This window comes from Pseudarthrobacter sp. J1763 (assembly GCF_050490295.1).
Taxonomy (GTDB): domain Bacteria; phylum Actinomycetota; class Actinomycetes; order Actinomycetales; family Micrococcaceae; genus JBNPEO01.
The window spans coordinates 143,858-169,904 of sequence record NZ_JBNPEN010000005.1 but is presented as its reverse complement, the minus strand read 5'-3'; the positions used below and the strand labels follow the sequence as shown (position 1 = coordinate 169,904).

Sequence of the window (26,047 nt, the reverse complement as noted above, 5' to 3'; positions counted from 1 at the left end):
TGTTCCGATTTAAACAGCCCCGGCAGGCTGGGATTCGTAACCATCAAACATTTCAATGTCAGCAAAATCGGAAGCCTTTATGGCCAGTTCACTCACGCTTTCGCCACCGAGTTCCGCACCCGGGTCCATCAGCGCCCACGGGTACAGAACAAACGCCCTCTGGCTAGCGCGCGGATGCGGGATGGTCAGAACCGGATCATCGCTGACAACGTCGCCGTAGACCACAATGTCCACATCCAAAGTGCGCGGACCCCAGTGAACTTCACGAACCCGCAAATGCTTAGCCTCAACCTTTTGGCAATGTTCCAACAGCTCATACGGGTCGAGGGAAGTCTCAATTCCCATCACCATATTCAAAAAGTCAGGCTGCCCCGCAGGACCACCCACTGCCTTGGTTTGAATGACCGGGGAGACATCCGTCAAACGAACCTCCGGCCGGTCCACAAGGTCAGCCACAGCTGCGGCAAGCGTGTCATTACGCTCACCAAGGTTGCTGCCCAGCGCCAATACAGCACGCGTCAACGGTCGGTTCACTTTGAGTCCTTCACGTTTTTTGCCACAGGTTCAAGCCCAAAATCAGCTCGTGTACGGTTCACGCTCACTGCCACGTCACCAAAGGGCACCTCAATAGGCGCTTTGGGCTTATGCACCGTTACGGACACACCGTCCACCGAATAGTTCTCCAGCAGATCCTTAGCGATCCGGACGGCAAGGGTCTCAATCAGGTTCAACGGCTCACCCGTGACCATGGCCTTGATGCGCTCCGCCACTTCACCGTAATGGGCCGTCATGGTCAGATCATCGGTTTCCGCCGCGGCCGTGAAGTCGGTGTACAGCTCCACATCAACGAGGAAGGGCTGTCCGCTGCGGCGTTCAAAATCAAAAACGCCGTGATGTCCGACGGCGGCAATGCCGCTGAGCGAAATGGTATCCATGGTCTCCGGCTCCCAGTAGTCGCGGGCAAGTCGGCGGTTTTTACCCACCGGCCCCGATTCAAATGTCAGTTACCATGACCCCGCCTAGCGGGACACAAGGCTTGTTTAGCCGCGCAAAAGCGCGGCTACTTTTACAGCGTCAAGGTTTGCGACGACGTCGTGCACGCGAACAGCCCACGCACCGTTGGCCGCGACGACGGCGGTAATGGCCGCGGTCCCGTGATCACGTTCAAGCGGCTGCGCAGCTTTGCCCGAAGTCTTGAGCAGGCTGCCAATAAAACGTTTGCGGGACGCAGCCACCAAAACGGGGTGGCCCAAAGCGTCCAAGGCCGAAACGTTGCGCAGCAGCTCCCAGTTCTGCTGATCATTTTTGGCAAAACCCAGGCCCGGATCAACAATGAGCTGCTCTGGCTGCACACCGGCGGCGTAGAACTTCTCACGCACTTCGGTCAGCTCTTGGACCACCTCTTGTGTGAGGTTCTCATAGTTGGCCAGGGAATCCATGGTGGCGGCGTTCCCGCGGCGGTGAGTGAGGATATATGGAGCCTTGCTCGCTGCCACCAGCTCGATCATTTCCGGCTCAACTGTCAACCCAGAGATGTCATTGATGATTGCAGCACCAGCATCCAAAGCGGCTGCTGCAGTGGACGCATGAGTGGTGTCAATACTGACCAATGCGCCAGCCTTGACCAGCGCCTCAATCACCGGCAAAACACGGGCTTGCTCTTCTTCAGGGCTCACTGGCTCAGCATTGGGCCGTGTGGACTCTCCGCCAACATCCACAATGTCAGCGCCGGCGTAGAACATTCGCAGCCCGTGAGAAATTGCCGAATCTGCGGTGCCGTGCTGTCCGCCGTCGCTAAACGAATCCGGTGTGACGTTCAGGATGCCCATAACAAGCGTCCGGTCCGTGGGTAGGTCTTTAAACTCGGCCCTGGGCCGGGGTTTACGTAGCACGGGAAGGGGGCTAGTTGCCGGACCCGTTCCGGGTGCTGCAGCGAGTGAATCCATGCTTCCTCTTACTTTCCGAGTATCAGGCTCATGGCCTCGGCGCGCGTGGCCGGGTCATGCAACTGGCCGCGAACGGCACTCGTAACGGTCTTGGCGCCGGGCTTACGCACCCCGCGCATGGACATACACATGTGCTCACATTCAACAACAACAATCGCCCCGCGTGGCTTCAGGTACTGGATCAGCGCATCAGCAATCTGCGTGGTGAGCCGTTCCTGTACCTGGGGCCGGCGGGCATAAATGTCCACCAGCCGGGCAAGCTTACTCAGACCCGTGACCTTGCCGTCATGTGAGGGAATGTAGCCAACATGGGCTTTCCCGTGGAAGGGCACCAAGTGGTGCTCACACGTGGAGTAGAACGGGATGTCTTTAACCAAGACCAATTCTTCGTGGTCCATGTCAAAAGTTGTGGACAACACTGTTGCAGGGTCCTGGTGCAAGCCTGAGAATACCTCGGCATAAGCCTTCGCAACACGCTTGGGCGTATCAATCAGCCCGCTCCGTTCAGGGTCCTCGCCCACGGCAATGAGGATTTCCCGAACCGCGGCTTCAATCCGGGGCAGGTCTACCTTCTCTGAGATAAGTTCCCCGGTTGCCAAGCGCGTTGCCGGCTGAATGTCGTCGTCGTCATCAAAGTGAGTCACGCTAGAAATCCTAGCCGTGCTGGTTCGGGTCGGTTCCATCCGGCGTTCCACCCAAGGAACCGCCTAGCCTTCCGTCCTGAGGACCGCCCTGCTGACCAGCCTCAAAATTCCCGTGATCCGAGGGCCCTTGAGTGTGCGGTGAGGCAACATCCAAAGGCTCCTCCAAGCGGGCTTCCTTTGCTTCCTCTTGAGCCTTGCGCTCAGCAGCCTCAGCGCGAGACTCTACCGGCGGAATGTTCTGCACCGGGCGGGACGGTTTGGACAGCCAAATCTCGCGGAAGTCACGCTTGCGAATGTCCTTGAACACCTCAGCAATTTCTTGCTGGTTGAGGGTTTCACGCTCAAGCAACTCCACAGCCAGACGGTCAAGAACGTCTCGGTTCTCGGTGAGGATAGCGTAAGCCTCGTCATGAGCCTGCTCGATGAGACGGCGCACTTCCTCATCAACCACGTAAGCGATCTGATCGGAGTAGTTACGTTCGTGGCCAGCGTCGCGGCCCAAGAAAGGCTCGCCACCGCCGGAGCCCAAACGCACTGCACCAACACGCTCGCTCATACCGTATTCGGTCACCATCTTCCGGGCAGTTGACGTTGCCTTTTCGATGTCATTGGAAGCGCCAGTAGAAGGATCATGGAACACAATCTCTTCAGCCACACGGCCACCCATGGCGTACGCCATCTGGTCCAAAAGCTCGTTGCGGGTCACGGAGTACTTGTCATTGTCCGGAACCACCATGGTGTATCCGAGCGCACGGCCACGCGGCAGAATGGTGATCTTGGTGACCGGTGCTGAGTTGCGCAACGCAGCGGCAACCAAGGCGTGACCACCTTCATGGTACGCAGTGATTTTGCGTTCGAATTCCTTCATCACGCGGCTGCGCTTCTGCGGGCCAGCCATAACGCGGTCAATGGCCTCGTCCAGGGCGCGATCATCGATCAGGTTGGCGTTTGAACGGGCGGTCAAGAGGGCTGCCTCATTCAAAACGTTGGCCAAATCAGCACCCGTGTAACCGGGGGTCTTCTTAGCAACGCCACGTAAATCGACACCATGAGCCATTGGCTTACCCTTGGCGTGAACGCGCAGGATCTGTTCGCGGCCAATCATGTCCGGTGCGTCAACACCGATCTGGCGGTCAAAACGGCCCGGGCGCAAAAGTGCCGGGTCAAGAACGTCGGGGCGGTTAGTTGCAGCGATCAGGATGACGTTGGTCTTAACGTCAAAGCCGTCCATCTCCACGAGCAACTGGTTAAGAGTCTGCTCGCGCTCGTCATTGCCGCCGCCGATTCCGGCACCACGGTGACGGCCAACGGCGTCGATCTCGTCAACAAAGATGATGGCCGGCGCGTTGGCCTTGGCCTGCTCAAAGAGGTCGCGGACACGGGACGCACCCACACCCACAAACATTTCAACAAAGTCAGAACCTGAAATGGAGAAGAACGGAACCCCTGCCTCACCAGCAACGGCGCGGGCCAGAAGAGTTTTACCGGTACCTGGGGGGCCGTACAGAAGAACTCCCTTGGGGATTTTGGCGCCGAGCGCTTGGAACTTGGCCGGCTCTTGGAGGAATTCCTTGATCTCCTCAAGTTCCTCCACCGCTTCATCGGCCCCAGCAACATCCGCGAACGTCACTTGCGGCATGTCCTTGGTGATCATCTTGGCCTTGGACTTGCCGAATTGCATCACCTTGGAGCCGCCACCCTGCATTCGGGAAAGCAAGAACCAAAACACAACACCGAGCAGCAGAACCGGGATAAGGAGCGAAAGGATGCCGGAGTACCAGTTGCTCTCTACCGGCTGATCCGTGAAGCCCTTAGAGGGGTTGGCGGAGGTAACGGCGTCAACTACGTCCTTGCTGCGTGCATCAACGTACTTGAAGTAGACGTTTTTGCCCTTGTCTTGGCCATCAAGGTTGTAGTTGTCCTTCAGCACCAAGTCGACGCGATTTTCGCTGTCGATGATTTTGGCCTGCTCAACTTTGCTGCTGTCCTTCAAAAGTTCTAGACCTTTGTTGGTATCCAGCTGCGATGCGCCACCGGGGGCGAAAGTTGCGAAGGCCAGCAGGAGCATGGCAACAACCACCACGATCCAAATGCCTGGACCCTTAAAAAAGCTCTTTACGTTCATCTACTCGGGGGCGCGCCCCGTCCCTCCTGCTTGTCCTGCTCAAGGTTTTCTAGCAACTAGCTATACACCGTCCGCAGATGTTCACGCACGGCGAGATGTAAAAGTTCCCTCTGGGCGTAGCGAGTGTTGTTCTGAGGCAACTATTTCTCACGCCAGCATCTGGCCTCTGTGCAGCCCAGCTCAACTTTAGGGCGAGTCGTGTGAAGCCAACCCCGTAAAGTCAGTGTTCGGTAAGCCCAGCAGTGGCTGAAACTGAGCTGCCGTGCACAGGAGGACCAAGAAATTCCGGCAATTTATCCACATACGCACCCGGCACCGAACACTCTGGACCGAAAATTCGGCACGCTGACTGGGTGGACATTGCGGATTACACAGCACGCCTGGGCGGGATTGCCCACAGCCGGCAGTATCAAAAGCTTGGATTTTCTCGGCGAGCTATAGCAGAGGCGACCGCCCAAGGCCTCGTGCAGCGCGTGAGTGCAGGGACGTATTCAGTGCTGCCTGCCAGTAGTCCGCTCCACCTTGCCGCCAGCCATGCCTCGGCATTGACGTGTTTGTCCGCTGCTAAGCACTACGGCTTGTGGCACTTGTTCTTACCTCAGGTCCCCCACCTCGCTGTCACCGGACACCTGAATGACGTTCCTTGCGTCCAGCACAGAACGGCTGGGAGTCTCCGCGGCCTAACCCCTCCAGTGCTGGCCCTCAAGGACGTTTTGTTGGATGCCTTGTTGTGCCTGTCTGAGCTTGAGGCCTTGGTGATGGTCGAATCTGCGTGCACCCGCGGTGACTCAAGCCCCGGATTCTTGATGCGGCATTTGCAAGGACCCCGGACAGGAAAGGCTCGCGGCATCTTGGACCTTGTTGAGGGTGGAGCTGATTCGCTCATTGAAACAGTAGCTCGCGTGCTCTTTCGCAGACATGGCTTCCATACTGAAACTCAGGTCTACATTGACGGCATTGGCTACGTGGACTTTTTGATCAATGGATGTCTCATCGTGGAACTTGATGGGTTGGCGTTCCACTTCAATGAGCGCCAGTTCAAAAAGGATCAAGACCGGAATAACCGGGCGGCGGAACTTGGGTTCAGAGTTCTTCGGTTCAGGTACCAACACGTGGTTTACAGCCCGGAATTTATGCTCGAGCAGATCAAATCCACGCTCGCCACACCCGCCAAACACTAAAAACGAACCACTTGCTGTGCGCGCCAGCTCAGTTTTGGAGGGGACACAAAACGGGAAGCGCCTAGATCTAGGGGCTTCCCGTTTTCGGCAGCTGCTAAAACTGAGCTGCGCTGCACCAACTAGCGGCGAACCAACGAGGGCTGCACCAACTAGCGGCGCACCAATTATTCGTAAATGTGCGGCGCCAAGGTGCCAATGAAGTCCAAGTTGCGGTACTTCTCGGCGAAGTCCAGTCCGTAACCGACGACAAACTCGTTGGGGATTTCCATACCCACGTACTTCACGTCGATCTCAACCTTGGCTGCCTCAGGCTTGCGCAAGAGGGCGCAGATTTCCACCGAGGCCGGGCCGCGGGATTCAAGGTTGGCTTTGAGCCATGAGAGCGTCAGGCCGGAGTCAATGATGTCCTCAACAATAAGTACGTGCTTACCCATCAGGTCCGTTTCGAGGTCCTTGAGGATCCGCACCACACCGGAAGACTGTGTGCCGGATCCGTAGGAGGACACCGCCATCCAGTCCATGGTGACGTGGCTGTGAATGGCGCGAGCGAGGTCAGCCATTACCATCACGGCACCCTTGAGGACACCGACCAGCAGAATGTCGCGGCCTTTGTAGTCCTCGTCGATTGCTGCTGCGAGCTCGGCGATCTTGGCCTGGATTTGTTCTTTGGTGTAGAGAACGTGCTTGAGGTCCGCCTGGACGTCGTTTGAATCCACCAATGACTCCTGAATGTTGAGTGTTCAACCGGCTGTAATTCGTTGGGGTTAGTCGGTCCGTTTGATTACAAGCTTCCCATACCTTGGGTCCTTCGCGGAGGCGTTCTTGGGCCGAGGCTGCCGGTAGGCGCTTACGCCTCCGGGAAGTTGCACTGGCCCGGCGGAACCTTGACGCTCCAGCAACGCCTCAGCGGCGTGCAGTCTTCCGTAACTAGCCGCGCCGCCTAGGGCCTCGACGGCGAGCGCCAGGACACGGATGCGCAGCGCTGCCGGCAGTTCACGAAGCGCTGTTTCCGAGAGGAATATCTCACCTTCAGGGCCATCCTGGCGCAGTGCTGCAAAGCTAGATTGTGCTTGTTCAGCAAGGTATTGGGCGTCTTGGGAGAGAATGCTGGCCGAGCGGTAGAGAGACTCTGCGACGCCGGGTCCCAGCTGATGTTCGAGCATCGGCATCACCGTGGTGCGGACCCGTGACCGGGCAAACGCCGCGTCAGCATTGGTGGGGTCGTGCCACGGGTCTAGACCCTCGGCGTCGCAGATTTCCATAATTTCTGCACGCCGAAGCGGCAAAAAGGGCCGCAAATAGAAACCACGGTTGGGGTCTTCGCCGAAGTCGCGCCGTGCGGGCATACCTGCCAGCGAGCGCGTTCCGGATCCCCGGGCCAAGCCCAAAAGTACTTGTTCGGCTTGGTCGTCGAGCGTGTGTCCCAGCAATACAGCTTGGGCCCCATGTTCGACGGCGGCACTTTCCAAAGCTGCCAGTCGCGCCTCGCGCGCGGCTGCTTCGGGTCCGTTGCCCTGGGAATTCACTGTCACGGGGATCACCACAACTGGGTCTAACCCCAAGTCGCGAAGGGTTGCAGCAGTTCGTGCAGCAACTTCATCGGAACCGGCTTGAAGTTGGTGATCCACAATGACGGCGCCGATGCGGAGGGTGGAGCCAGCACGCCGTGCAAAGAATGCAGCAACGGATGCCAAAGCCAGCGAGTCCGGTCCGCCACTACAGGCCACGAGGACGCTCCGGGGTGATCCGGCTGCGGCGAGGGCGTCGCGGAATATTTTGCGCGCTTTGCCAACGGTTGGGTTCAAACGTCCCGGTCGCCGTCGGCCTTGTTTAGCCTCACTCACCAGTTTTAGAGACCCATCCGTTGAACCCAGAGCTGGGGGTCATGAATTTCCGTCTCGGTGGGCAGGTGTTCGGCGGACTCCCAAACCCGGTTGAACCCCTCCATCCCGGCGACTGCCACCACGGCACGGACAAACTTGGACCCGTCGCTGTATTGGCGCATTTTGGCGTCTAGCCCCAAGAGGTTGCGGATGAATTTTTCGAGTGCTCCACGGTCTTTGCCACGTGAATTGAACCGTTGGCGAATGGTTTTTACGCTGGGCACAATCGAGGCGTCCACGGCATCCATCACCACGTTTGCGTGGCCTTCCAAGAGGCTCATCACAGCTGTGATGTGGGAGACTGCGGCTTTTTCTTCGGGGCTATCTAGGATGTCCAAGATGGCGCCCTTGCTGGGAAGTTGCTCGGGCAACTGTCCGGAGCCGGTGCGGTCTTTGAGGGACTTGGCTGCGGCGCTGGCACGGTCCATAAGTGTGTCCATGTTCCCCAGGAGTTGCCCGCTGAGGCCCTCAATCTGGGCCATCATGTGGTGGCGTAACCACGGTGCTGCTGCGAACTGGACTCGGTGGGTTTGTTCGTGAAGGGCCACCCACATGCGGAAGTCGGCGGGTTCAACGTTGAGTTCTTTTTCAACGGTCAAAATGTTTGGCGCTACGAGGAGCAGCCGGCCGCCGGAGGGTGCGTTGGATCCTGGCGCTAGGGCGGAGAAGGGATCATATTGGCCCAGGATTTTGCTTGAGAGGAAGGCCAGTATGGCACCGAGCTGGGTACCGGTGATGGCGCCGGATGCTTTGGCGGCAGTTTTGCCCACGGTGGCGCCCCGAGCTTCCATCAGTGAGTCAATGGCCGGACCGAGCATTACTTCGAAGCTGCGAGTGTTGGCTTTAGCCCATGAGGCACGGTCCACCACCAGCACTTGAGAATCACGTAGGTCCCGCGCAGCTTCCAAGCCCGTAATTTGGTGAACGTGAGGCACTGCAGCGTCGGCCATGTGGCGCAGGTTTTCCACGGCAGCGGAAATTTCTCTTGCACTCAAGGCGGGCCCGGCTGGGACTAACTTGGCGGCGGTTGAGGCGGCCAAGTCCCAGTTGATCAGCTTGCGCGGATTGTCCTGATTCTCCATATGCCCATCAGATCACAAACACCTGTGTCCTGCTGTCAGGGTGCACAACACTCAAGCACCAGACCTGCCAGCCAAAGCGAACAACTTACCGGCAACCACAGCCAGCCAACACTGCGGCGGAAGCATCCAGTGCTGCTTTATTACCTTTACTCCCGGGCGTGAGCCCGTTGCCAATAAAGGAAAACACCAGCAGACGCCCGTCTGAATCCACCACGTATCCGGAGAGTGCCAGGGCCGTGTTAAGGGTGCCGGTCTTTGCACGAACCAGCCCAGCGGCAGCATGTGAGGAACTTTCGCCGTAACGGTTGTTTAGCGTTCCAGTGAGTCCGGCAATCGGGAATCCGTCTAGTGCAGCACGCAATGAGGCGTTGGGACCGGAGGTTATGGCAGCAACAATCTGCCCGAATTGCTGCGTGGACACGCGGTTGCGTAAAGACAGGCCGCTGAGATCTGCAATAACCATGCCAGCCGTGGAGATCCCGGCGGCTTTCACCCCGGCCTCTACGGCTTTGAGTGCTGCAGTGTAGGAACCTGCTTGCCCGGCCTTGATTGCGACCATCCGGCCCAGCACATCAGCAAGGTAGTTGTCTGAAACTTGCAGCATTGACTCGACTTGCTGCCCCACGGTGGCGGAGTCTGCACTGGCCAAAACTTTAGAAGCATTTCCGGTCCCGCGCACCACCACGGCGTCCGCGCTAATCCCCGATGCTGTACCTGCGGCCGTGAGCGCAGCTGCGAATTGTTGCCCGGTATCTAGCGCGGAGTCTTGGGGACGTGGCCCGGTTTCAACACCCGCCTTGTAACGCGCCGAGTTCATGGCCAAGGAGTAAACGGGAGCGGTTTCTCCCGCCACAACATCACCTTTGTCTACGGCCGGGTTGATTGTGGGCCCGCTGAACAGTGAATCGTCCACGGAGACCTTCACAACACCCTTGATGCCAGCAGCGATCAGGGACTTTACCGTTGCTTCGGCGAGGGTTTTGAGCCCGGCATAGCCCACCGTGGTGGAAGGATCGGAATCGTCAGCACTCAACAAAACGTCTCCGCCGCCTCTCAGAACAACACTGGAGGCAGTAGAGCCGGCTAGGACTTGGGTATGGAATCGCGTTTGGGGTCCAAGTGTTGAAAGCGCAGCAATCGCAGTGAGGAGTTTCATGTTCGACGCCGGGATAACACCTTGCGTTGAACCCCGTTCAAAGAGGACTTTGCCACTAGCTGCGTCGGTGACGTAAGCACTAAACCTTCCCCCGCCGTCGGGCTTTAAGGTTTTAGCAAGCGCCGCAGCGAGCTTGTCCGCCGACGGCACGGGGGCCGCGGCGGTCAGCGGGTTGCTCGCGTCACCACTTACCGAACCGGGCGGCAATTGCCATGCGGGAATGGTGGGAGTGGGTTTGGCGGGGGTCGCGGCCCGAAGCAAGGTGGTGGAAAGCCCCACAGCCGAGGGGACGGCCAAAACTCCCAGCGCCACAGCCACCAGGCAGCCAGCGATCAGCGCCAACACACGCTTCATACCTCGCTGGCCCCCATCCCTGTGGTGTTAATTGCTCATTTGGTGCCGCTGCCGGTTCCAAAATCCGCAGCATTTCGCTATATCCTCAATAGTAGTCCGCGGTCAGGAGCCAGCTTTTCGAGCCACTGCCGCCCCGCCTACCAAACTGCCGCCAGCGCGTAACCGTGCAGTGCAACATCAAGGAGACTCCCATGAAGCATGACGTCACCATCGAGATCCCCAAGGGATCCCGCGTTAAGTACGAGGTGGACCACGAAACCGGCCGCGTACGCCTGGACCGTGTCCTCTTTACGTCCATGCAGTACCCCACGCACTACGGTTTCTTCGAGAACACTCTGGGGGAAGACGGCGATCCTTTGGACGCTTTGGTGCTCCTGCAGGACTTTGATCTGCACCCCGGTGTGATTGTTGAATCCCGCCCCATCGGCGTTTTCAACATGACCGACGACGGCGGCGGAGACGCCAAGGTCCTATGCGTTCCGGTTGACGCCCGTTTTGACCACATCCAGGAAATTTCCGACGTCAGCGACTTCTTGATCAAGGAAATCGAGCACTTCTTCACCCGTTACAAGGACCTTGAGCCGGGTAAGTGGGTTAAGGCTGAAGGTTGGGGCGATCGCGCCGCTGCCGAGGCTGAGCTCGAAGCGTCAATCAAGCGTTTCGGCGAAGGTCACTAAAGAGTTTTAGAACGAGTTCGACGACGGCGGGTGCGGTTTCGCGTGAAACCTCACCCGCCGCCGTCGTACTTTTTTGCCCTCTAATGGGTACTGATCCCCATCGACGCACCAGCTACTTAGCTTTACGCTGATGCAAATAGCTTTTCTACATCGTTTTGCGGGGGTCACTGGTTATGGCGGGTTTTTATGGGGCGGACGTCGCTCAGTTGCGGTCGCTCGCAAAGGATTTTCAACGGGCCTCAACCGCCTTGCAGACACAATCGAGATCGCTGACTCAGCTGGTGTCTTCCAACACAGCATGGACCGGCACAGATGCCAGCCGGTTTAAGTCCGAATGGAACTCGGATCACCGCAAAACGCTGATGGCGGCCTCTCGAATGCTCGAAGAAGGCGCCGAAAATCTGCGAAACAACGCCGATGAACAGGACAAATCCAGCGCTAGCGCAACCGGATCAACAGGCCCGGCAGGGACTGTTGGCAAGTCAGCACCGGATACCAAGAGCCCTGGCCAAACTCTCATCGACTGGGCCAAAGCCATCGCCGGTGTTGGTTTCAAAATCAAGGACATGGTGGGGTTGCTCAAGAATCCGGCCAACCTGCTTTCCAGCAAAAAAATCCTCGATGTTATTGGCGGGCTAAAAAACTTCAAGGGCTTCGCCATCGCTGAGGATTTCACTAAAGCAACCGGCCTGATTGGCAAGTTTGGGCGCTTTGCGGGCCCTGCTCTTGCGCCGTTTGCAATCCTGGGCGGTATCCACGACATGTTTAATCCCGAACACAGTGGCTGGCGTGGTGGAGGGGACCGTATTGCAGGTGGCCTGAGTGTTCTTGGTGGTGTCGGCTCCATTGCCATTGCAGCCGGTCTTCTGACCAACCCCGTAGGAATCGGTATTGTGGTGGGTGCTGGGCTGATTGCAGGTGGCTGGGCCTTAGGCAACATGATCGCTGATAGTGCTTGGGGGAAGGCCGCCGGGAAGTGGATTGGCAACACCGCCTCGAAAGCTTGGAATGGTGCCACGAACGCGGTCAGTAATGCTGTGAGCAATACCGTTGACGGCGCCAAGAAGTTCTTGCACAACCCTGTCGCAAGCCTGGGAGGGCTCCTATCATGACCACTGAAACGCAGACCCCAGGAATCAATTTCACTCGTGATGAGGGCGAGGCTGGCCTAGCTGTCCTGGCCTCCTTGGGTGATGCCAACTACCAACTGCCCACCCTCACGGATGAGGAAATCGTTGCCTTAGACGGCATCGCCAATGAACAAGCTGTGACCTTGCCGTGGCTGGACCAGTACCCGGAGCAACGGGAACTGCTATGCAATGTTGCGCTACGAACCCTGCTGACCAAGGGCCTCGCTTTCCCGGTAATTCCGGAGGGCGAGTCACAAGCCACCAAACTGGGCGCCATTGAGCCGATCACCGGCGTGATGTTCCTGCGGCGTATGAGCCAGCGAATTGTGATCACTGAACTGACCAAGGGTGAGGGGGAGAAAGTCTGGCTCTACTCTTACGTCCACGGAGACGTGGTCCTGCAGGAGCTTGTGGACTCGGTGGGTAGCCACAGCTTCAGTGTGGTCTCCCTCCAGGACACCGCCACGGTGATTATGGAACTTGCAAACGCCGCGGGAATCGAATCCAGCGACGGCCCGGTAGAAGTTTTGACTCCCGAGGAATTTGAGGTGAAAGCAGCCCAAAGCCTCTCCGACGTTTTGGGCGTCACCATCATCACAGCCATCGGTGCAGGGGATGAACAAAGCTCGCACTACACGCTCTACACCTCAGCGAACACCCTCAATGGGCTTGAAGCTGAGGAGGTGGACGGTTCGGTAAAACTTCACGTTGCCCAAGTGTCCGCACAGAGCGCGCGCGCCAAGGTGGCCGCAGTTGTTCAAGGCGGCGGTGTGGCAGAGAATTCAGCCCAGGATAGTTCAGGAGAAGGAAACTAATGCCCATGAGCGATTCAGCTCCGTACGCCCAGCCAGCATCAGGGAATTCATCTCCTAAAAACCTAGCTCACCTTGAAAACGGTCAGCCGGTAATTCTTGCCGGTTATGGCAAAGTTATTGGTTCTTTTGTGGTGGACGCAGTGCTGATCGTGGCAGTGGTGCTTGGCGCATATTTTTATGGAGCGCGCTCTGCCACCTCCGAATGGACCCCCTATCTTATGGCCATCGCCGCGTGGTTAGTGGCGTCCGCCGTTTACGGCCTCTTTTGCCCTACTGGCCGCACCCTAGGCTGTTTGATCGCCGGGAGCGCCTTTGTTCGGAACTCCGACGGCGGCCGGCCAGGATCCTTCCGTATGGCATGGGTGACGTTCCTGCACTACGTCCTAGTGGTCGGTTTGATTGTGGGGATGCTCTTCTCCGGAGGTGCAGGCACCAGCACGGGCAATGAGGGCAAACGCAAGTACCACCGTCACATTGACCTCGAGGCCACCAAGGCACTTACCGGCCGGTTCAACTAGGTCATCTCCGTGATCGTGAATTGGACTGGCACCGCTGGCCACCGAGTAGCATGTGATCCACCATGTTCACTTTGACTATCAATCAGCGCGACAGGAAACGGGACGGTGACCTAGTCCCTCAACTGCTCAAAGACCTCCGCCATATTCCTGCGCGCCTCGACTTTGATCGTTCAGTTGAAGATGAAGTTCAAGGCATTCTGGACTGCCCGCACCAGACAGTAGACGCAGCACTGATCGCGTTGCGCAGCGGGCGTTGGAACGTTGGAATTGGTGTGGGGCCGGTCAACGAGCCGCTGCCCAATCAGATCAAAGACGCTTCCGGGCATGGGCTCGTTTACGCACGCCGCGCTGTGGACCGGGTCCGCAACAGCAAGGAACGCATCCGGGTTTCGGTGGATGGACCCACCCCAGAAATAGTGAACGACGCCGAAGCGATCCTGCGCTTGTTAGGGAACCTTGTGGAGAAACGCACGGTAGCCGAATGGCGCGTTTTAGAGCTGCTCACCCCGGGGGTTCGGGGTCAGCAGAAAGCCGTTGCGGCCGAACTTGGCATCACAGCCCAGGCCGTGAGCAAAGCGATCACACGCTCCCAATGGAATGAGGAGCACGCGGCCCGCCCCGCAGCGGCCAGGCTACTGAACATGATTCTGGAAGTCCGCTAAACCGCGTTCTGCTTAGACGTGTTCCGCTCAGGCGAGGCCGCGCAACACTAGTGCTGCGCCGTCGTCGAACACTGAAGCTGTAACTTCATCCGCGGCGGCGAGGACCTCATCTGGGGCCTGCCCCATGGCCACACCTCGGCCAGCCCACGTCAGCATTTCAATGTCGTTGCGGCCGTCACCGATGGCGATCGTGTGCCGCGGGTGGATGTCCAAGTGGCGGCGCAACTGCTCGAGGGCACTGGCCTTGGTGACACCGGCCGCAGCAATATCCAGCCAAGCCGTCCAGCCCACCGAATAAGTTACCCCGGAGAGGCCAATTTCAGCGATCGCTTCATTGAATTCCTCTGAGGTGTTCTCTGAGCTAAAAACCACCACCCGGACGGCTGTTGCTTGAAGCATCGTGTGAAAGTCCACGGCCTGAGCCTCCACGCCAAAGCTGGCGTCTTGGAAGCGCTCGGTGGAGAGGAAGTTACCGTCGGCATCCTCAAGCGCGTATTTGGCCACAGGGAGCCGCTCACGCAGGGCGCGCAGGGCCGGTGCCGGGTCAAAGGTGGCTTTGTGAATGATCTCGTAGCCAAGGTCCAAATCCGGATCTAGACGGAGACTCACACCACCGTTACAGCACACTGCGTAGCCGCGATCTAGGCCAATTTTTTCAATGATAGGCAAGGTGGCGTTGAGTGAGCGGCCGGTGGCAATAAGCACCTGATGGCCTGCATCCACCACGGCCCTAGCCGCATCACGGACGCCCTCGCTCATGTGCCCGTTGTGGTCCACAAGGGTGCCGTCAACGTCCAGTGCGATCAATTTGGTTTGTTCAATAATTCGCTGGTCTTCGATGCCAGCCACTGGTGATTCAGTAGTAGTAGTCATACACCCATTGTTTCATTGCACGGCTTGGAATCAGTAGGACCAGGGCCACACGCGCGGGTGAATCTCTTGTGAACCTTTCACCCGTAAACGGACGCAACACCCCCAAATGACGGGGTGAATTGTCTACCAGCGGGTGAATTTCCTGCTCTTTTCCACATAAACAAACTTTTCCGCCCGCTCATGAGACCAACACCGAAGAGTAGTGGCATGGAGATTTCGAAGGAATTCATACGCGCGTCCAAGGCACGGCTGGAATTCGGTGATTCCCGCTCCCTCAGCCGACGCTTTGCCCGGGGTGAGCTAGTACGTGTCCGGCACGGGGTTTACCTTGAGAAAAGCACGTGGCTGGAACTTACACCATGGGCGAGGTATCTCAACACCGCTCAGGCCATTGCACTTGAACAACCTAACGCCACGTTCTGCTTCGAAACCGCGGGACGCATCTGGCAAATGTGTCTGGTGGGAATCCCCCAAGAAGTTCACATTGCGAATGCGAGCAAAGGCCACGCGGGGCGGAGCCAGTCCACCACCAGCTCAGTAGACATCGCTGGGTCTCGCCGGACCGTTGAGCGGACGCCGGGGTTCGGGGTTTACCGCCACTTCTACGCGGCCCCATTCGTTATGCAGAACGGTTTCAGAGTGACCCCTTTGGCACAAACGGCCGTGGACTTGCTGGGGAAGCTGCCCTTCGCGCAGGCCGTCACTGCTGCCGATCACGTCATCAGCAGCGATAGGTTCGGGGCCCATGCGCTCAGCAGGGAAACCCTCACGCTTGCGGCCACAGGGCTAAAGTCAGCCACTAAATGCTCTCGGATTACCGAAATTCTGGATTTCGCTGACGCTGATTCAGGATCCGCGGGAGAGTCTATAAGCCGCGCGAACATGCACCTTCTGGGCTTCCCACCGCCGGAACTCCAAACGAACTTCACAGACTCGCAAGGATTTGCGGGACGTTCAGACTTCTTTTGGCGGGCACAGCGTCTTATCGGCGAATTCGACGGCGCCGCGAAATATCTCAACGATGAATACTTGAGCGGTCGAACGGCCCGAGAAACAGTTTTGCTGGAGAAAAAGCGCGAGGACCGGCTCCGGGCTATGGGCTACCGCGTTGTCCGGTGGGACTGGAGCACAGCAATCGACCCCAACAAACTGATGCGGACACTCTTGGCCGCCGGGCTGAAACCACAGAATTCACCCTGAAACGGACTTTTCACCCCGTCGTTTTGGGGTGAAAAGTCCGTTTGCGGGTGAACTACAGAACGGGGAGAACTTCCAAGCCGCCAATGTACGGTCGCAGAGCCTCGGGCACATTCACAGAACCGTCCGGGTTCTGGTGGTGCTCCAGAATTGCCACAATCCACCGGGTAGTGGCCAAGGTGCCGTTGAGGGTAGCTACGGGGCGTGTGCCCTTCGGGGAGCCGTCGGCGCCAATAACGCGTTCGCGAATATTCAATCGCCGCGCCTGGTAGCTGGTGCAGTTTGAGGTGGAGGTGAGCTCGCGATACGCGCCCTGCGTGGGGACCCACGCTTCGCAGTCAAACTTGCGGGCAGCCGAGTTCCCCAAGTCCCCTGCAGCAGTGTCAATCACGCGGTAAGGCAGCTCGCACTTGGCCAGCATTTCCTCTTCCCAAGCCAGCAAACGCTGGTGTTCAGCCTCGGCCTTTTCAACAGTGGTGTAGACGAACATCTCCACCTTGTTGAACTGGTGCACACGGATGATCCCGCGGGTGTCCTTACCGTGGGATCCAGCTTCACGGCGGTAACAAGAGCTCTGACCCGCGTAGCGAATAGGGCCATCGGACAGGTCCAAAATCTCGTCCGAGTGGTACCCGGCCAACGGCACCTCTGAGGTGCCCACCAGGTAAAGGTCGTCTTCAGCGAGACGGTAGATCTCGGCGTCGTGCTTTACATCGAAGCCCGTGCCCTGCATGGTCTCGGGACGGACCAACGTTGGGGTAATCATTGGCACAAAACCGGCTTCGATCGCCTGATCCATGGCCATGTGCAGGAGTGCCATTTCCAGACGGGCACCAACACCACGCAAGAAGTAAAAACGTGAACCTGAAACCTTGGCGCCGCGTTCCATGTCGATCGCGCCAATCAGCTCACCAATTTCCAGGTGGTCTTTCGGCTCAAAATCGTTGAATTGGCGAGGTGTACCAACTGTCTTGACCACAACGTAGTCGTCTTCGCCGCCCTCGGGCGTGCCCTCAATCACCAAGTTGGGAACGGCACGCAACAGCTCATCATGCTCGGCCTGGGCAGCGTCAGCCTCAGCCGACGCAGCCTTGACCTCTCCAGCCAATACCTTGACCTCAGCCAATAACGCTTGCTTCTCTTCACCCTTGGCTTGAGCCACACGCTTGCCGAAGGCGTTCTGCTCGGCGCGGAGGTTCTCGTAGCGAATCAGCGCCGCCCTGCGCGTAGAGTCTGCAGCAATGATCCGGTCCACCACGGAGGCGTCTGCGCCACGGGCTTGTTGGCTGGCACGGAACTTGTCCGGATTCTCGCTGAGGTCTTTTACGTCAATCACCCTCCAAGAGTATCGAAAATCTTCGCTTCCCTTGGTGCTCGCACTCCAGATGGGTCGCCGCAATTTCAACGCCGTTGTGCCGATATGGTTAGAGGACTATGACTGACTGGCTGCCTTACCTCATCATCGCCGCGATTATTGTGTTCGTAATCGTCAGCGCTTGGGGTGTTCGGCGTCTTCAAGCACGGCATGTTCGTAGCGCAGTTGCCGGTGAATCGCAGGCGGTTTCAAGCGGCCATCAACGTGTGGCTGTGGTGATTAATCCGTCCAAACTGCGCGCCGAAGAGGCGCTGTCCACCATCATTCGTTCGGCCACTCTAGCGGGTTGGGAGACACCGCTGTTCTTCGAAACCACCGTGGAGGATCCGGGGTATTCGCAAACGCGCCGGGCGCTGGAAGCCGGGGTCGACGTCGTTATTGCCGGCGGTGGGGACGGCACGGTTCGCGCCGTGGCCGAGGTACTCTCCGGCACCGATGTGGCCATGGGCCTGCTGCCCTTGGGCACTGGAAACCTTTTGGGGCGCAACCTAGACATTGACGTGGGCGACTTGTACGCGGCAGTTCAAACCGCCCTCTTTGGTAGCCAACGATTTATTGACACTGCGCGCATTAAGATCGCCAACTCGGTGACTAAGGAGTCATCCCAGCACACCTTTTTGGTGATCGCCGGCATCGGTTTGGACGCCGAGGTTGTGGGCGACACCAAGGACGACCTCAAAAAAGCTGTGGGCTGGCTCGCCTACACGGAGGCCGGTGTGCGGCACTTGCCGGGTCGGCGCAAAACGGTCACCATCTCGCTCGACGATGAACCCGAGCAGAAACGCAAAATTCGCAGCGTCCTCTTCGCCAACTGTGGGCTAATCCCCGGCGGAATCGACTTTATCCCCGGCGCCATGGTTGATGACGGCCAGCTCGACGTTGTGGTGATGAGCCCGCGCAGTGCCATCGGTTGGCTAGCAATGTACGGAAAAATTGTGTTCAAACACAAACACGATCTGCCCATGATGAACTTCTACAGCGCCCGGAAGATCACTATTCGTAGCGCCGAGCCGATGGAAACACAGCTCGACGGCGACCCCTCGGGCGCTGCAACAGAAGTCACCGTTGAGGTGGACCCACGATCACTCTTGGTTCGGGTCAAAAACAACAGTGTGGATACAAGCGAGAACTAACGCTTTTGGGCGTCCTTGAGGTTGACCTGCTCTTGTTTTTCTTGCTCTTCCAGGGCCTTCGCAGCAGCACGCGCTTCTGACTGCTCGCGGATCAACGCCTGCTCCTCTTCAAAGCGCAGTCGATCAGCCCGGTCAGCCTCGTCGCCGTCCCAGTCCTGGTTGTCTTTGCTCGGCTTGGGATTAACAATCATTCCCTGGCCATCGTTGTCCGACATGCGCTCCTCCTTGGAGATCAGTTGAGGACCTTGCCCCTTTTGGTTTGGCAAGCATACGCATCAATTGGCTGAAGACACAGGAAGCTAGGCAAGCATTTTGCTATTAGCGCCAGCTGGGACAGTTTGGGGCGAAGTTTCTGCTGCTCCTAACCGCCGTTGGAGCAACGCTCATGATGGGCGTTTATGCCCGGCGGCGACCAGCCTTACGCGCACTGCCCGCACTCTCAGAATCGGTCATCGCTGGCGGGGTCAACAAAGCGTCCACCCAGGCGTGGGAATCACGGAACGCTTGGTCCGAGTAGTGCTGTTGGATCTTAGTAGCGCGCTGATCGGCCCGGCCGTAGGAGCCGAGGAAGCGGAGATCCGGGCTGATTCGGTGCAGCCCGGCAAGAGCATCAGCAACTCGCGCATCGGCGGCATGGCCATCAACGTCAATGCTGAAAAAGTAGTGACCCAGATATTGACCCGTAGGACGCGATTCAATCCGGCTCAAGTTGACCCCGCGAGTAGCGAACTGATCCAAGATTTCCATCAGCGCACCAGGCCGGTCCTTGGGCAAGGGTACAACCACCGTGGTTTTGTCCGCACCCGTTGGCTCGGGAAGGGCTCCGGGCTGGCTGACCAGCACAAAACGGGTCACGGCACCTGGGTTGTCTCCAATGTCCTCGGCAAGAACGTTGAGACCGGCTTGCTCTTGTGCCACGATCGGGGCACAAATCGCTGCGTCATAACCAGCATCGTCTTCCAGCAGCCCCATGGCTGAAGCTGCAGTGGACGATCCTGGAACATATTCACAGTCAGGAATATTCTTTTCTACCCAAAGACGGCACTGGGCCCACGCATGCCCGTGGGTTGAAATTCGCTTGATGTCCGTCAGTGCTATGCCCGGCCGCGCCACGAGGAAAAAGCTGACCGGCACCAGGACTTCACGGACAATCTGCAGCTGAACACCGGTAGCGATGGCATCTAGGGTTGCCGTCACGCCGCCTTCAACGGAATTCTCGATGGGCACCATCGCCGCATCAACACTGCCTTCGCGGACTTTATCCAGTGCGGTGTTGACGTTGGAGGACGGTATACGCAAAGCGTCGCGAGCTCCGGAAACCTGCAGCAGGGCCGCTTCGGTGAAGGTGCCCTCCGGTCCCAGAAAGGTGTAGGACTTTTGCTCAGCCATCAAATATTCCTTAGGGGGTATATGTAGGTGAGCCGAAGCTCGAGGGACTGTAAGGTAAGCGGCGAGGACGCTAGCAAAAGAACAGAGCTAGCTAAAGAACAGTAGGTTCCTGGCCGCCGTCGGCCTTCATTTCTTTGCCAGCCTCAAACCATGCGCCCATACCGCCGGCAACGTTAATGGCTGAATAGCCTTGGCCCACCAGCCACTGCGTGGCGCGGACCGAGCGGCCACCGGTACGGCAAATGACATACAGGTCCACATCGGGGTCCAGATCGTCAATGCGCTCCGGCAACTGATCCAAGGGGATGTGGAGGGCGCCATCTACGTGGCCTGCGGCCCATTCGTAGTCTTCACGAACGTCAAGAATGGTCCCGCCAGCGGGAATCTGCTCAACGCTGACAGTCTCTAACTCACTCATCTGTTCCAGTTCCTCTCTCACGGTGTTCCAGTAAAGGTGCAGGTCCCCCCAACAGCCAAAAACCAAAGTGGCGGGACCGGGAAAATCTCTCCCCAGACTATCGCTCCCGCCCGAAGTCGCCCAGCTGTGACGCTTCCACTAGAGCAAGATCAACAACAAGTTCCACGCTCGGGGCAGAATGCAATCTGTGGAGCCACTGAACGTAGCCTTCGGATTCTTTGACGTCGTTGTCAGAGTCGTAGCGCTGGGCATTCATGTTCGCGGTATTGGCTTGCTGATGGTGCTGGAAATTATGATCCCCACCGGAACTGCCGGCAATCCGCTCTTTTGGTTCAAAGGGTGGAAGGAACGCCGGGACCACCTAAGCCGATCCGGGCTCTTGGCTCACTCAAAACGTCCACCCCTACACCTTCCTTGGCTACACACTTTTGTTCGCAGGATTCGTTGTGGACATGCGCGCTGTCACCCTGATCTTTGGCACAGAAGCCAAGGGTGATCCGCACGAACATTGAGTAGCTAAACCCGTTAGCAGAGGCCATTTGTCATGACCTGAAACAGACTTGTCAGCCATGCGCAAATGTGACAGCCTCCCACCCTTGCGGGGAGAATAGAGAAAATGAGCTCAACGCAAACGATCCACTCCACCAAATCTGGCAGTGGCGACACCTCATTTTTTGGCCACCCAAAGATGTTGGCCAACCTCTTCTCCGTAGAAATGTGGGAACGTTTCTCGTTCTACGGAATGCAGGGAATCCTCGCTTTCTACATGTACTACAGCCTTGCCGAAGGCGGCCTGGGTATAGACCGGGGGCTCTCGCTGAGCCTTGTGGGCGCCTACGGTGGAGGCGTTTACCTCTCCACCATTCTTGGGGCATGGCTCTCTGACCGCTTGTTCGGTTCCGAGAAGGTACTGTTTTTCTCCGCGATCATCATCATGGCCGGCCACGTCTCGCTGGCCGTAATCCCGGGCGTCACGGGACTGGTTATTGGTCTAGTCCTCATTGCGTTGGGTTCCGGGGGCCTGAAGGCCAATGCCACGGCCTTGGTTGGCTCGCTTTACAACAAGACGGATGAACGCCGCGACGCCGGCTTCTCCATCTTCTACATGGGCATCAACCTCGGTGGGCTCGTGGGGCCGCTGATCACCGGTTGGCTCCAAACGTCTTTCGGTTTCCACTGGGGCTTCGGTGCCGCGGCGGTGGGAATGGCAATTGGTCTAGCTATTTACGCAAGCGGGCGTAAAGCACTCCCGGAGGAAGCGCACCGCGTTGCCAACCCTTTGGCCAAGTCAGAACGTGGCCGTTACGCGCTCATCTTCGCTGCCGTCGTCGTTATTCTTGCCCTTGTTTTGGGTACCGGACTGGTCAACGCAGACAACCTGGCCAACACCATGGCGATTGTGGCCATTGCCGCCACGATCGTCTACTTGGTGATCATCCTGAGCAGCCAAAAAATCACCAGCACTGACCGCAAACGGGTTTATGCATTTATCCCGCTTTACATTGCTTCGGCAGCGTTCTGGGCCTTGTTCCAGCAGCAGTTCACCTTCTTGGCCGTTTACTCTGATCAGAAGCTGGACCGCAATCTCTTCGGTTGGGAGATGCCGGCTGCGTGGGTTCAGTCCATCAACCCGGTATTTATCATCATTTTTGCCGGTGTTCTCGCGGCTGTGTGGACCAAACTGGGCGACCGCCAGCCGTCCTCGCCATTGAAGTTCGCCATTGGGTTGGCCGTGATGGGCCTGGCGTTCCTGGCCTTTGTTCCCCTGGCTGGCAACGCAAAAACCCCGCTTTTGGCGCTGGTTGGAATCCTGTTCCTCTTTACCCTCGCCGAGTTGTTCCTGTCCCCGATCGGACTTTCGGTGACCACCAAGCTGGCCCCCGAAGCGTTCCAAACCCAGATGGTGGCACTGTTTTTCCTCTCGGTTTCGCTAGGCACCACCGTGGCAGGGATTCTGGCCGGTCTCTACAACCCGGACGATGAACTGCCGTACTTTATGGGTGTGGGTGGCGTTGCCATTGTGGTGGCCGTTGCACTGGCAGCTGCGACCCCTGGAATCAAGAAGTTGATGTCCGGCGTTCGCTGAGTTTCCCCAGCTTTAGAGCCCAAAGGCGGCGTGCCTCCAAGGACACGCCGCCTTTTTGCTGCCTTATTGGCAAAAGAAGGGGAATCTCAGCCAGAGCCAGTTAGCCCGTCAGATAGAGCTGCCTAGTTAGACAAACCTGGACCGGCCGCAGCCCCCAGGACCAGGAAGATTGCCAGAATAACCACCCACCCGGCAACAACCACGTAGCCACAGATGAGACCCGTCAACGCCATTCCTTTGCCAGCAGGCTCCTTCTTCAAGGCAATGTGGCCCAAAATGATGGCGGCAATTTCAGGCAAGATGAGCCAACCTGCAGTGAAAACTGACACAATTCCAAGCACCATCGCAGCAATACTCAGGCCCTTGGGTTCCGCTGGCATGCCGAAGTATGCGGGCTGGCCATAGGGGTTGGGGTTCTGGAAACCCTGATTCTGGAAGCCCTGGTTCTGGTAACCGTTCGGTTGGCCCTGGTTTTGGTAACCGGGGTTCTGAAAACCTTGGTTCTGATAGCCATTATTCTGGGGCGCGCTTGGGTATCCGCCGTTTTGGTAACCAGTGTTTTGGTATCCTCCCGGTTGCTGACCGTACGACGGCGGCACTGGAGTCCCGGCGGCAGGTGGCACTGGCGGGGTGGCGGCCGTGTACGGGGGAACCGGAGGCACTGGAGGAACCGGTTTGTTAGCTTCGTTGCCGCCGCTGTACATGTCGCTCATATTTCCCCTTGAATTAGGCGCTTTGCAGGCTCGCGAAACGCTTGAAACGTCGTTACCCCAGCCTACCGCCAACGTCATAATAGCCCCGTTGAGTCCACATGGCTGACGGGCATTTCCCCATTCAATACACTCTGGCATGCTGTACACATGGCTAACCGAGCGGGCACTGTAGCCCTACCTTCAGACCTTGTGGATCTGACCGCTTTGCTTGACGCGTATTTTGACGTCATTCCGGATCCCAGCGATCCCTCTCAACGAGTGGCGTTTGGTACTTCCGGTCACCGCGGGTCCAGTTTAAAGTCCTCTTTTAATGAGCAGCACATTGCCGCGATCACACAGGCAATTGTTGAATACCGCGCAGCTCAGGGAATCATCGGCCCACTGTATTTGGCCAAGGACACTCACGCGTTGAGCGAACCGGCACAGAACACTGCCCTTGAAGTTCTTGCAGCCAACGGGGTTCACGTCCTGATTGATGCTCGCCATGGTTACACCCCCACACCGGCCTTGAGTCACGCGATTTTGAAATACAACAACGCCGGTCACTTGGACCAGGCTGACGGCATTGTTGTTACTCCCAGCCACAACCCGCCCGGTGATGGCGGCTTCAAATACAACCCGCCTCACGGTGGTCCGGCAGATACTGACGCCACTGCCTGGATTGCTAACCGAGCCAATGAGCTGCTTGAAAATGGGCTTCGCGGGGTCCAACGCATTCCCATTGCTGAGGCCCTGAATTCGGAGAACGTTGGCAAGTTCGATTTCCTCTCAAGCTACGTAGATGACCTGCCCTCAGTTTTGGACCTGGACGCCATCCGGAACGCTGGTTTGCGGATTGGTGCTGACCCCTTGGGCGGCGCGTCGGTGGATTATTGGGGCGAAATCGGCGAGCGCCACCACTTGGATCTGACAGTGGTGAACCCCACGGTGGACCCGCAATGGGCCTTTATGACTTTGGACTGGGATGAGAAGATCCGCATGGATTGCTCCTCACCCAACGCCATGGCGTCATTGATTGCTCGGATGAAAGCGGACGACGCCGGGAAGTCGCCTTTTGATATTGCCACCGGGAACGACGCCGATGCGGACCGCCACGGGATCGTCACCCCAGTGATTAACGGCAAGGGTGGGCTCATGAACCCGAACCATTACCTCGCCGTCGCGATTGATTATTTGTACCGGAACCGTCAGGGCTGGAACCCCGCCTCAGTGGTCGGCAAAACCTTGGTTTCCTCCTCGATCATTGACCGGGTGGCAGAAGGTTTGGGCCGCAAGCTGGTTGAAGTGCCGGTGGGCTTTAAGTGGTTTGTTCCGGGGTTGTTGTCCGGTGAGGGCGCTTTTGGTGGCGAAGAGTCAGCTGGCGCGTCCTTCAACAAAATGGACGGCTCGGTGTGGACCACGGATAAGGACGGCATTTTGCTGGCCCTGCTGGCTTCGGAGATTACGGCCGTGACGGGCAAGTCGCCGTCGGAGTTGTACACCGGGCTTACTGATCAGTTTGGCGATCCGGTGTATGCACGTATTGATGCTGCGGCTAACCGGGAGCAGAAAGCGGCTTTGGGGAAGCTCTCCGCTTCAGATGTCACTGCAACCGAGTTGGCTGGCGAGCAGATCACCGCGAAACTCACCGAGGCTCCCGGCAATGGCGCGGCCATTGGCGGGCTCAAGGTTGTGACCGAGAACGCGTGGTTCGCGGCTCGTCCCTCGGGTACTGAGGACGTTTACAAGATCTATGCCGAGTCATTTAAGGGCGCTGAGCATTTGGCTTTGGTTCAGGCCGAGGCGAAGGCTCTTGTGGATGGGGTCATCGGCTAGGCTAATTTGTGGTTCCGGGCGTAGCCGAGTTCTTGCCAGCTAAATTGCGTCCGCGTGATGCCTCCAGCGTGTCCCCCATCGTGCTGGAGGCATTTTGCGTCCCCCGCACCCAGTCCGCTCGCAAGTGTGGCTCCACTCAAGGGCGAGTGGAGCCACACTTGCGAGCCAATGGGGGGGAAATTTAGACGGTGCGTACAGCATCCTTGTAGTCAAACTTCGGCTTGGCGTCGCCCCATGCATCTTCACCAGGTTGGCCAATGTTGATCACCATAAATGACTTCTGGTCTCCCTCGGGGAAGAGCTGAGCGTCAATGCCGGCGAAGTTGGCGCCGGTCATGGGGCCAGCGGCTAAGCCCAGTGCGCGCACGGCCATGATGAAGTAGCCGGCCTGCAGGTGGGCGTTGTTGTTACCCGTGGCTGCGGTGACGGCCTGGTCGGCGTCGAACATGGCTTTCGGGGCGTTGAAACCTGGCATAAAAGCATCCCAGCGTTCGTGCCACGCGGTGTCAAAGCTGAGCACTGCAACTAAGGGGGCTGAAGCGGTTTTGGCTTGGTTGCCACGAGCCATGTTGTCCACGAGGGCAGCGCGGGCTTCGGCAGAACGCACGTAGGTAACTCGCAGTGGCTGGGAGTTGAACGCCGTGGGGCCAAACTTTGTCAGTTCGTAAATGGCCTGAGCTTGTTCCTCGGTGACTTCACCGGTGAATGAGTTCGCGGTGCGTGCCTCGGCAAACAGGGTGTTGATGGCGGTTGCGTCGAGGACGGCTTCTTCGTGGGCGATGCTCATGGGACTCCTTGGGAAAGACCTGGGATGGCTGGATCAGAAGAGTGATCCGAATGGTGCGGCGCCAATATTCGCGTCGTTTCCTTGGCGT

General features: G+C 58.0%; 27 protein-coding genes. 10 read left to right on the top strand and 17 right to left on the bottom strand.

Translation table 11 applies throughout. The annotated features are described in order from the left end of the window. Positions 1 to 9 precede the first annotated feature (9 nt). The 5 genes from folK to ftsH form a co-directional block, all read right to left on the bottom strand. A complete protein-coding gene (gene folK / locus ACQQCD_RS07080; RefSeq protein WP_430267688.1) occupies positions 10 to 534 on the bottom strand; it encodes a 2-amino-4-hydroxy-6-hydroxymethyldihydropteridine diphosphokinase in 525 nt (174 codons plus the stop codon). Next, complete coding sequence (gene folB / locus ACQQCD_RS07075) at positions 531 to 935, bottom strand: dihydroneopterin aldolase (RefSeq protein WP_430267687.1); 405 nt, start codon at positions 933 to 935, stop codon at positions 531 to 533. Before folB ends, folK begins: the two co-directional genes overlap by 4 nt. Before the next feature lie 105 nt (positions 936 to 1,040). Continuing rightward, positions 1,041 to 1,946, bottom strand: coding sequence for a dihydropteroate synthase (gene folP, locus ACQQCD_RS07070; protein WP_430267686.1), 906 nt, complete (start codon positions 1,944 to 1,946; stop codon positions 1,041 to 1,043). A gap of 8 nt (positions 1,947 to 1,954) precedes the next feature. Beyond that, positions 1,955 to 2,590: a GTP cyclohydrolase I FolE gene (gene folE, locus ACQQCD_RS07065; protein WP_430267685.1), complete on the bottom strand. Its 636-nt coding sequence runs from the start codon at positions 2,588 to 2,590 to the stop codon at positions 1,955 to 1,957. A 10-nt stretch (positions 2,591 to 2,600) separates the two neighbouring features. After that, the gene (gene ftsH / locus ACQQCD_RS07060; protein WP_430267684.1) at positions 2,601 to 4,715 is read right to left on the bottom strand and encodes an ATP-dependent zinc metalloprotease FtsH; all 2,115 of its coding nucleotides are present in this window, start codon (positions 4,713 to 4,715) and stop codon (positions 2,601 to 2,603) included. A 353-nt stretch (positions 4,716 to 5,068) separates the two neighbouring features. Here ftsH and ACQQCD_RS07055 point away from each other — a divergent pair, with 353 nt between their 5' ends. Next, on the top strand, positions 5,069 to 5,896 hold the full coding sequence (locus tag ACQQCD_RS07055; protein ID WP_430267683.1) for a DUF559 domain-containing protein: 828 nt from the start codon (positions 5,069 to 5,071) through the stop codon (positions 5,894 to 5,896). Between the two features lie 164 nt (positions 5,897 to 6,060). Here the strand turns inward: ACQQCD_RS07055 and hpt are convergent, their stop codons facing one another. From hpt to dacB, 4 genes are all read right to left on the bottom strand, one after another. Then, the gene (gene hpt, locus ACQQCD_RS07050; protein ID WP_430267682.1) at positions 6,061 to 6,612 is read right to left on the bottom strand and encodes a hypoxanthine phosphoribosyltransferase; all 552 of its coding nucleotides are present in this window, start codon (positions 6,610 to 6,612) and stop codon (positions 6,061 to 6,063) included. A gap of 48 nt (positions 6,613 to 6,660) precedes the next feature. Beyond that, positions 6,661 to 7,740 (bottom strand): tRNA lysidine(34) synthetase TilS, encoded by a 1,080-nt coding sequence (tilS, locus tag ACQQCD_RS07045; protein WP_430267681.1) that lies wholly within the window; start codon positions 7,738 to 7,740, stop codon positions 6,661 to 6,663. A 5-nt stretch (positions 7,741 to 7,745) separates the two neighbouring features. Beyond that, a complete protein-coding gene (locus ACQQCD_RS07040) occupies positions 7,746 to 8,861 on the bottom strand; it encodes a zinc-dependent metalloprotease (protein ID WP_430267680.1) in 1,116 nt (371 codons plus the stop codon). Positions 8,862 to 8,946: 85 nt separating this feature from the next. After that, positions 8,947 to 10,371, bottom strand: a complete 1,425-nt coding sequence (gene dacB, locus ACQQCD_RS07035; RefSeq protein WP_430267679.1) for a D-alanyl-D-alanine carboxypeptidase/D-alanyl-D-alanine endopeptidase — start codon at positions 10,369 to 10,371, stop codon at positions 8,947 to 8,949. Between the two features lie 191 nt (positions 10,372 to 10,562). On the opposite strand from dacB, the gene ACQQCD_RS07030 reads away from it, so the two are divergent. From ACQQCD_RS07030 to ACQQCD_RS07010, 5 genes are all read left to right on the top strand, one after another. Beyond that, on the top strand, positions 10,563 to 11,048 hold the full coding sequence (locus ACQQCD_RS07030) for an inorganic diphosphatase (RefSeq protein WP_430267678.1): 486 nt from the start codon (positions 10,563 to 10,565) through the stop codon (positions 11,046 to 11,048). 281 nt (positions 11,049 to 11,329) lie between these two features. Further along, on the top strand, positions 11,330 to 12,160 hold the full coding sequence (locus ACQQCD_RS07025) for a hypothetical protein (RefSeq protein ID WP_430267677.1): 831 nt from the start codon (positions 11,330 to 11,332) through the stop codon (positions 12,158 to 12,160). Further along, positions 12,157 to 12,993 (top strand): hypothetical protein, encoded by an 837-nt coding sequence (locus ACQQCD_RS07020; protein WP_430267676.1) that lies wholly within the window; start codon positions 12,157 to 12,159, stop codon positions 12,991 to 12,993. Before ACQQCD_RS07025 ends, ACQQCD_RS07020 begins: the two co-directional genes overlap by 4 nt. Before the next feature lie 5 nt (positions 12,994 to 12,998). Continuing rightward, positions 12,999 to 13,511, top strand: a complete 513-nt coding sequence (locus ACQQCD_RS07015; RefSeq protein WP_430267675.1) for a hypothetical protein — start codon at positions 12,999 to 13,001, stop codon at positions 13,509 to 13,511. A gap of 62 nt (positions 13,512 to 13,573) precedes the next feature. Then, positions 13,574 to 14,173, top strand: a complete 600-nt coding sequence (locus tag ACQQCD_RS07010; RefSeq protein ID WP_430267674.1) for a hypothetical protein — start codon at positions 13,574 to 13,576, stop codon at positions 14,171 to 14,173. A gap of 27 nt (positions 14,174 to 14,200) precedes the next feature. Here the strand turns inward: ACQQCD_RS07010 and ACQQCD_RS07005 are convergent, their stop codons facing one another. Beyond that, entirely contained in the window at positions 14,201 to 15,046 is an 846-nt protein-coding gene (locus tag ACQQCD_RS07005; protein ID WP_430267673.1) for an HAD family hydrolase, read from the bottom strand. Between the two features lie 207 nt (positions 15,047 to 15,253). On the opposite strand from ACQQCD_RS07005, the gene ACQQCD_RS07000 reads away from it, so the two are divergent. Further along, positions 15,254 to 16,246, top strand: coding sequence for a hypothetical protein (locus ACQQCD_RS07000; protein ID WP_430267672.1), 993 nt, complete (start codon positions 15,254 to 15,256; stop codon positions 16,244 to 16,246). A gap of 52 nt (positions 16,247 to 16,298) precedes the next feature. Here the strand turns inward: ACQQCD_RS07000 and serS are convergent, their stop codons facing one another. Next, entirely contained in the window at positions 16,299 to 17,579 is a 1,281-nt protein-coding gene (gene serS / locus ACQQCD_RS06995) for a serine--tRNA ligase (protein WP_430267671.1), read from the bottom strand. Between the two features lie 98 nt (positions 17,580 to 17,677). Here serS and ACQQCD_RS06990 point away from each other — a divergent pair, with 98 nt between their 5' ends. Next, positions 17,678 to 18,751 (top strand): diacylglycerol/lipid kinase family protein, encoded by a 1,074-nt coding sequence (locus tag ACQQCD_RS06990; RefSeq protein ID WP_430267670.1) that lies wholly within the window; start codon positions 17,678 to 17,680, stop codon positions 18,749 to 18,751. Here the strand turns inward: ACQQCD_RS06990 and ACQQCD_RS06985 are convergent. The 4 genes from ACQQCD_RS06985 to ACQQCD_RS06970 all read right to left on the bottom strand — a co-directional run bounded on the left by ACQQCD_RS06985 (position 18,748) and on the right by ACQQCD_RS06970 (position 20,814). Next, the gene (locus tag ACQQCD_RS06985; protein WP_430267669.1) at positions 18,748 to 18,966 is read right to left on the bottom strand and encodes a hypothetical protein; all 219 of its coding nucleotides are present in this window, start codon (positions 18,964 to 18,966) and stop codon (positions 18,748 to 18,750) included. The two genes, ACQQCD_RS06990 and ACQQCD_RS06985, sit on opposite strands and share 4 nt — an antisense overlap. Positions 18,967 to 19,147: 181 nt before the next feature. Further along, the gene (gene pheA, locus ACQQCD_RS06980; RefSeq protein WP_430267668.1) at positions 19,148 to 20,140 is read right to left on the bottom strand and encodes a prephenate dehydratase; all 993 of its coding nucleotides are present in this window, start codon (positions 20,138 to 20,140) and stop codon (positions 19,148 to 19,150) included. Between the two features lie 91 nt (positions 20,141 to 20,231). After that, a complete protein-coding gene (locus ACQQCD_RS06975; RefSeq protein ID WP_430267667.1) occupies positions 20,232 to 20,558 on the bottom strand; it encodes a rhodanese-like domain-containing protein in 327 nt (108 codons plus the stop codon). Positions 20,559 to 20,655: 97 nt separating this feature from the next. Next, positions 20,656 to 20,814 (bottom strand): hypothetical protein, encoded by a 159-nt coding sequence (locus ACQQCD_RS06970; RefSeq protein WP_430267666.1) that lies wholly within the window; start codon positions 20,812 to 20,814, stop codon positions 20,656 to 20,658. A 360-nt stretch (positions 20,815 to 21,174) separates the two neighbouring features. Here ACQQCD_RS06970 and ACQQCD_RS06965 point away from each other — a divergent pair, with 360 nt between their 5' ends. Beyond that, on the top strand, positions 21,175 to 22,644 hold the full coding sequence (locus ACQQCD_RS06965; protein WP_430267665.1) for a peptide MFS transporter: 1,470 nt from the start codon (positions 21,175 to 21,177) through the stop codon (positions 22,642 to 22,644). Between the two features lie 122 nt (positions 22,645 to 22,766). Here the strand turns inward: ACQQCD_RS06965 and ACQQCD_RS06960 are convergent, their stop codons facing one another. Continuing rightward, positions 22,767 to 23,357, bottom strand: a complete 591-nt coding sequence (locus tag ACQQCD_RS06960) for a DUF4190 domain-containing protein (RefSeq protein ID WP_430267664.1) — start codon at positions 23,355 to 23,357, stop codon at positions 22,767 to 22,769. Positions 23,358 to 23,504: 147 nt separating this feature from the next. Between ACQQCD_RS06960 and pgm the strand changes: the two genes are divergently transcribed. Next, entirely contained in the window at positions 23,505 to 25,172 is a 1,668-nt protein-coding gene (gene pgm / locus ACQQCD_RS06955) for a phosphoglucomutase (alpha-D-glucose-1,6-bisphosphate-dependent) (RefSeq protein ID WP_430267663.1), read from the top strand. 181 nt (positions 25,173 to 25,353) lie between these two features. On the opposite strand, the gene ACQQCD_RS06950 is transcribed toward pgm, so the two are convergent. Next, entirely contained in the window at positions 25,354 to 25,959 is a 606-nt protein-coding gene (locus tag ACQQCD_RS06950; RefSeq protein ID WP_430267662.1) for a malonic semialdehyde reductase, read from the bottom strand. Positions 25,960 to 26,047: the final 88 nt, after the last annotated feature.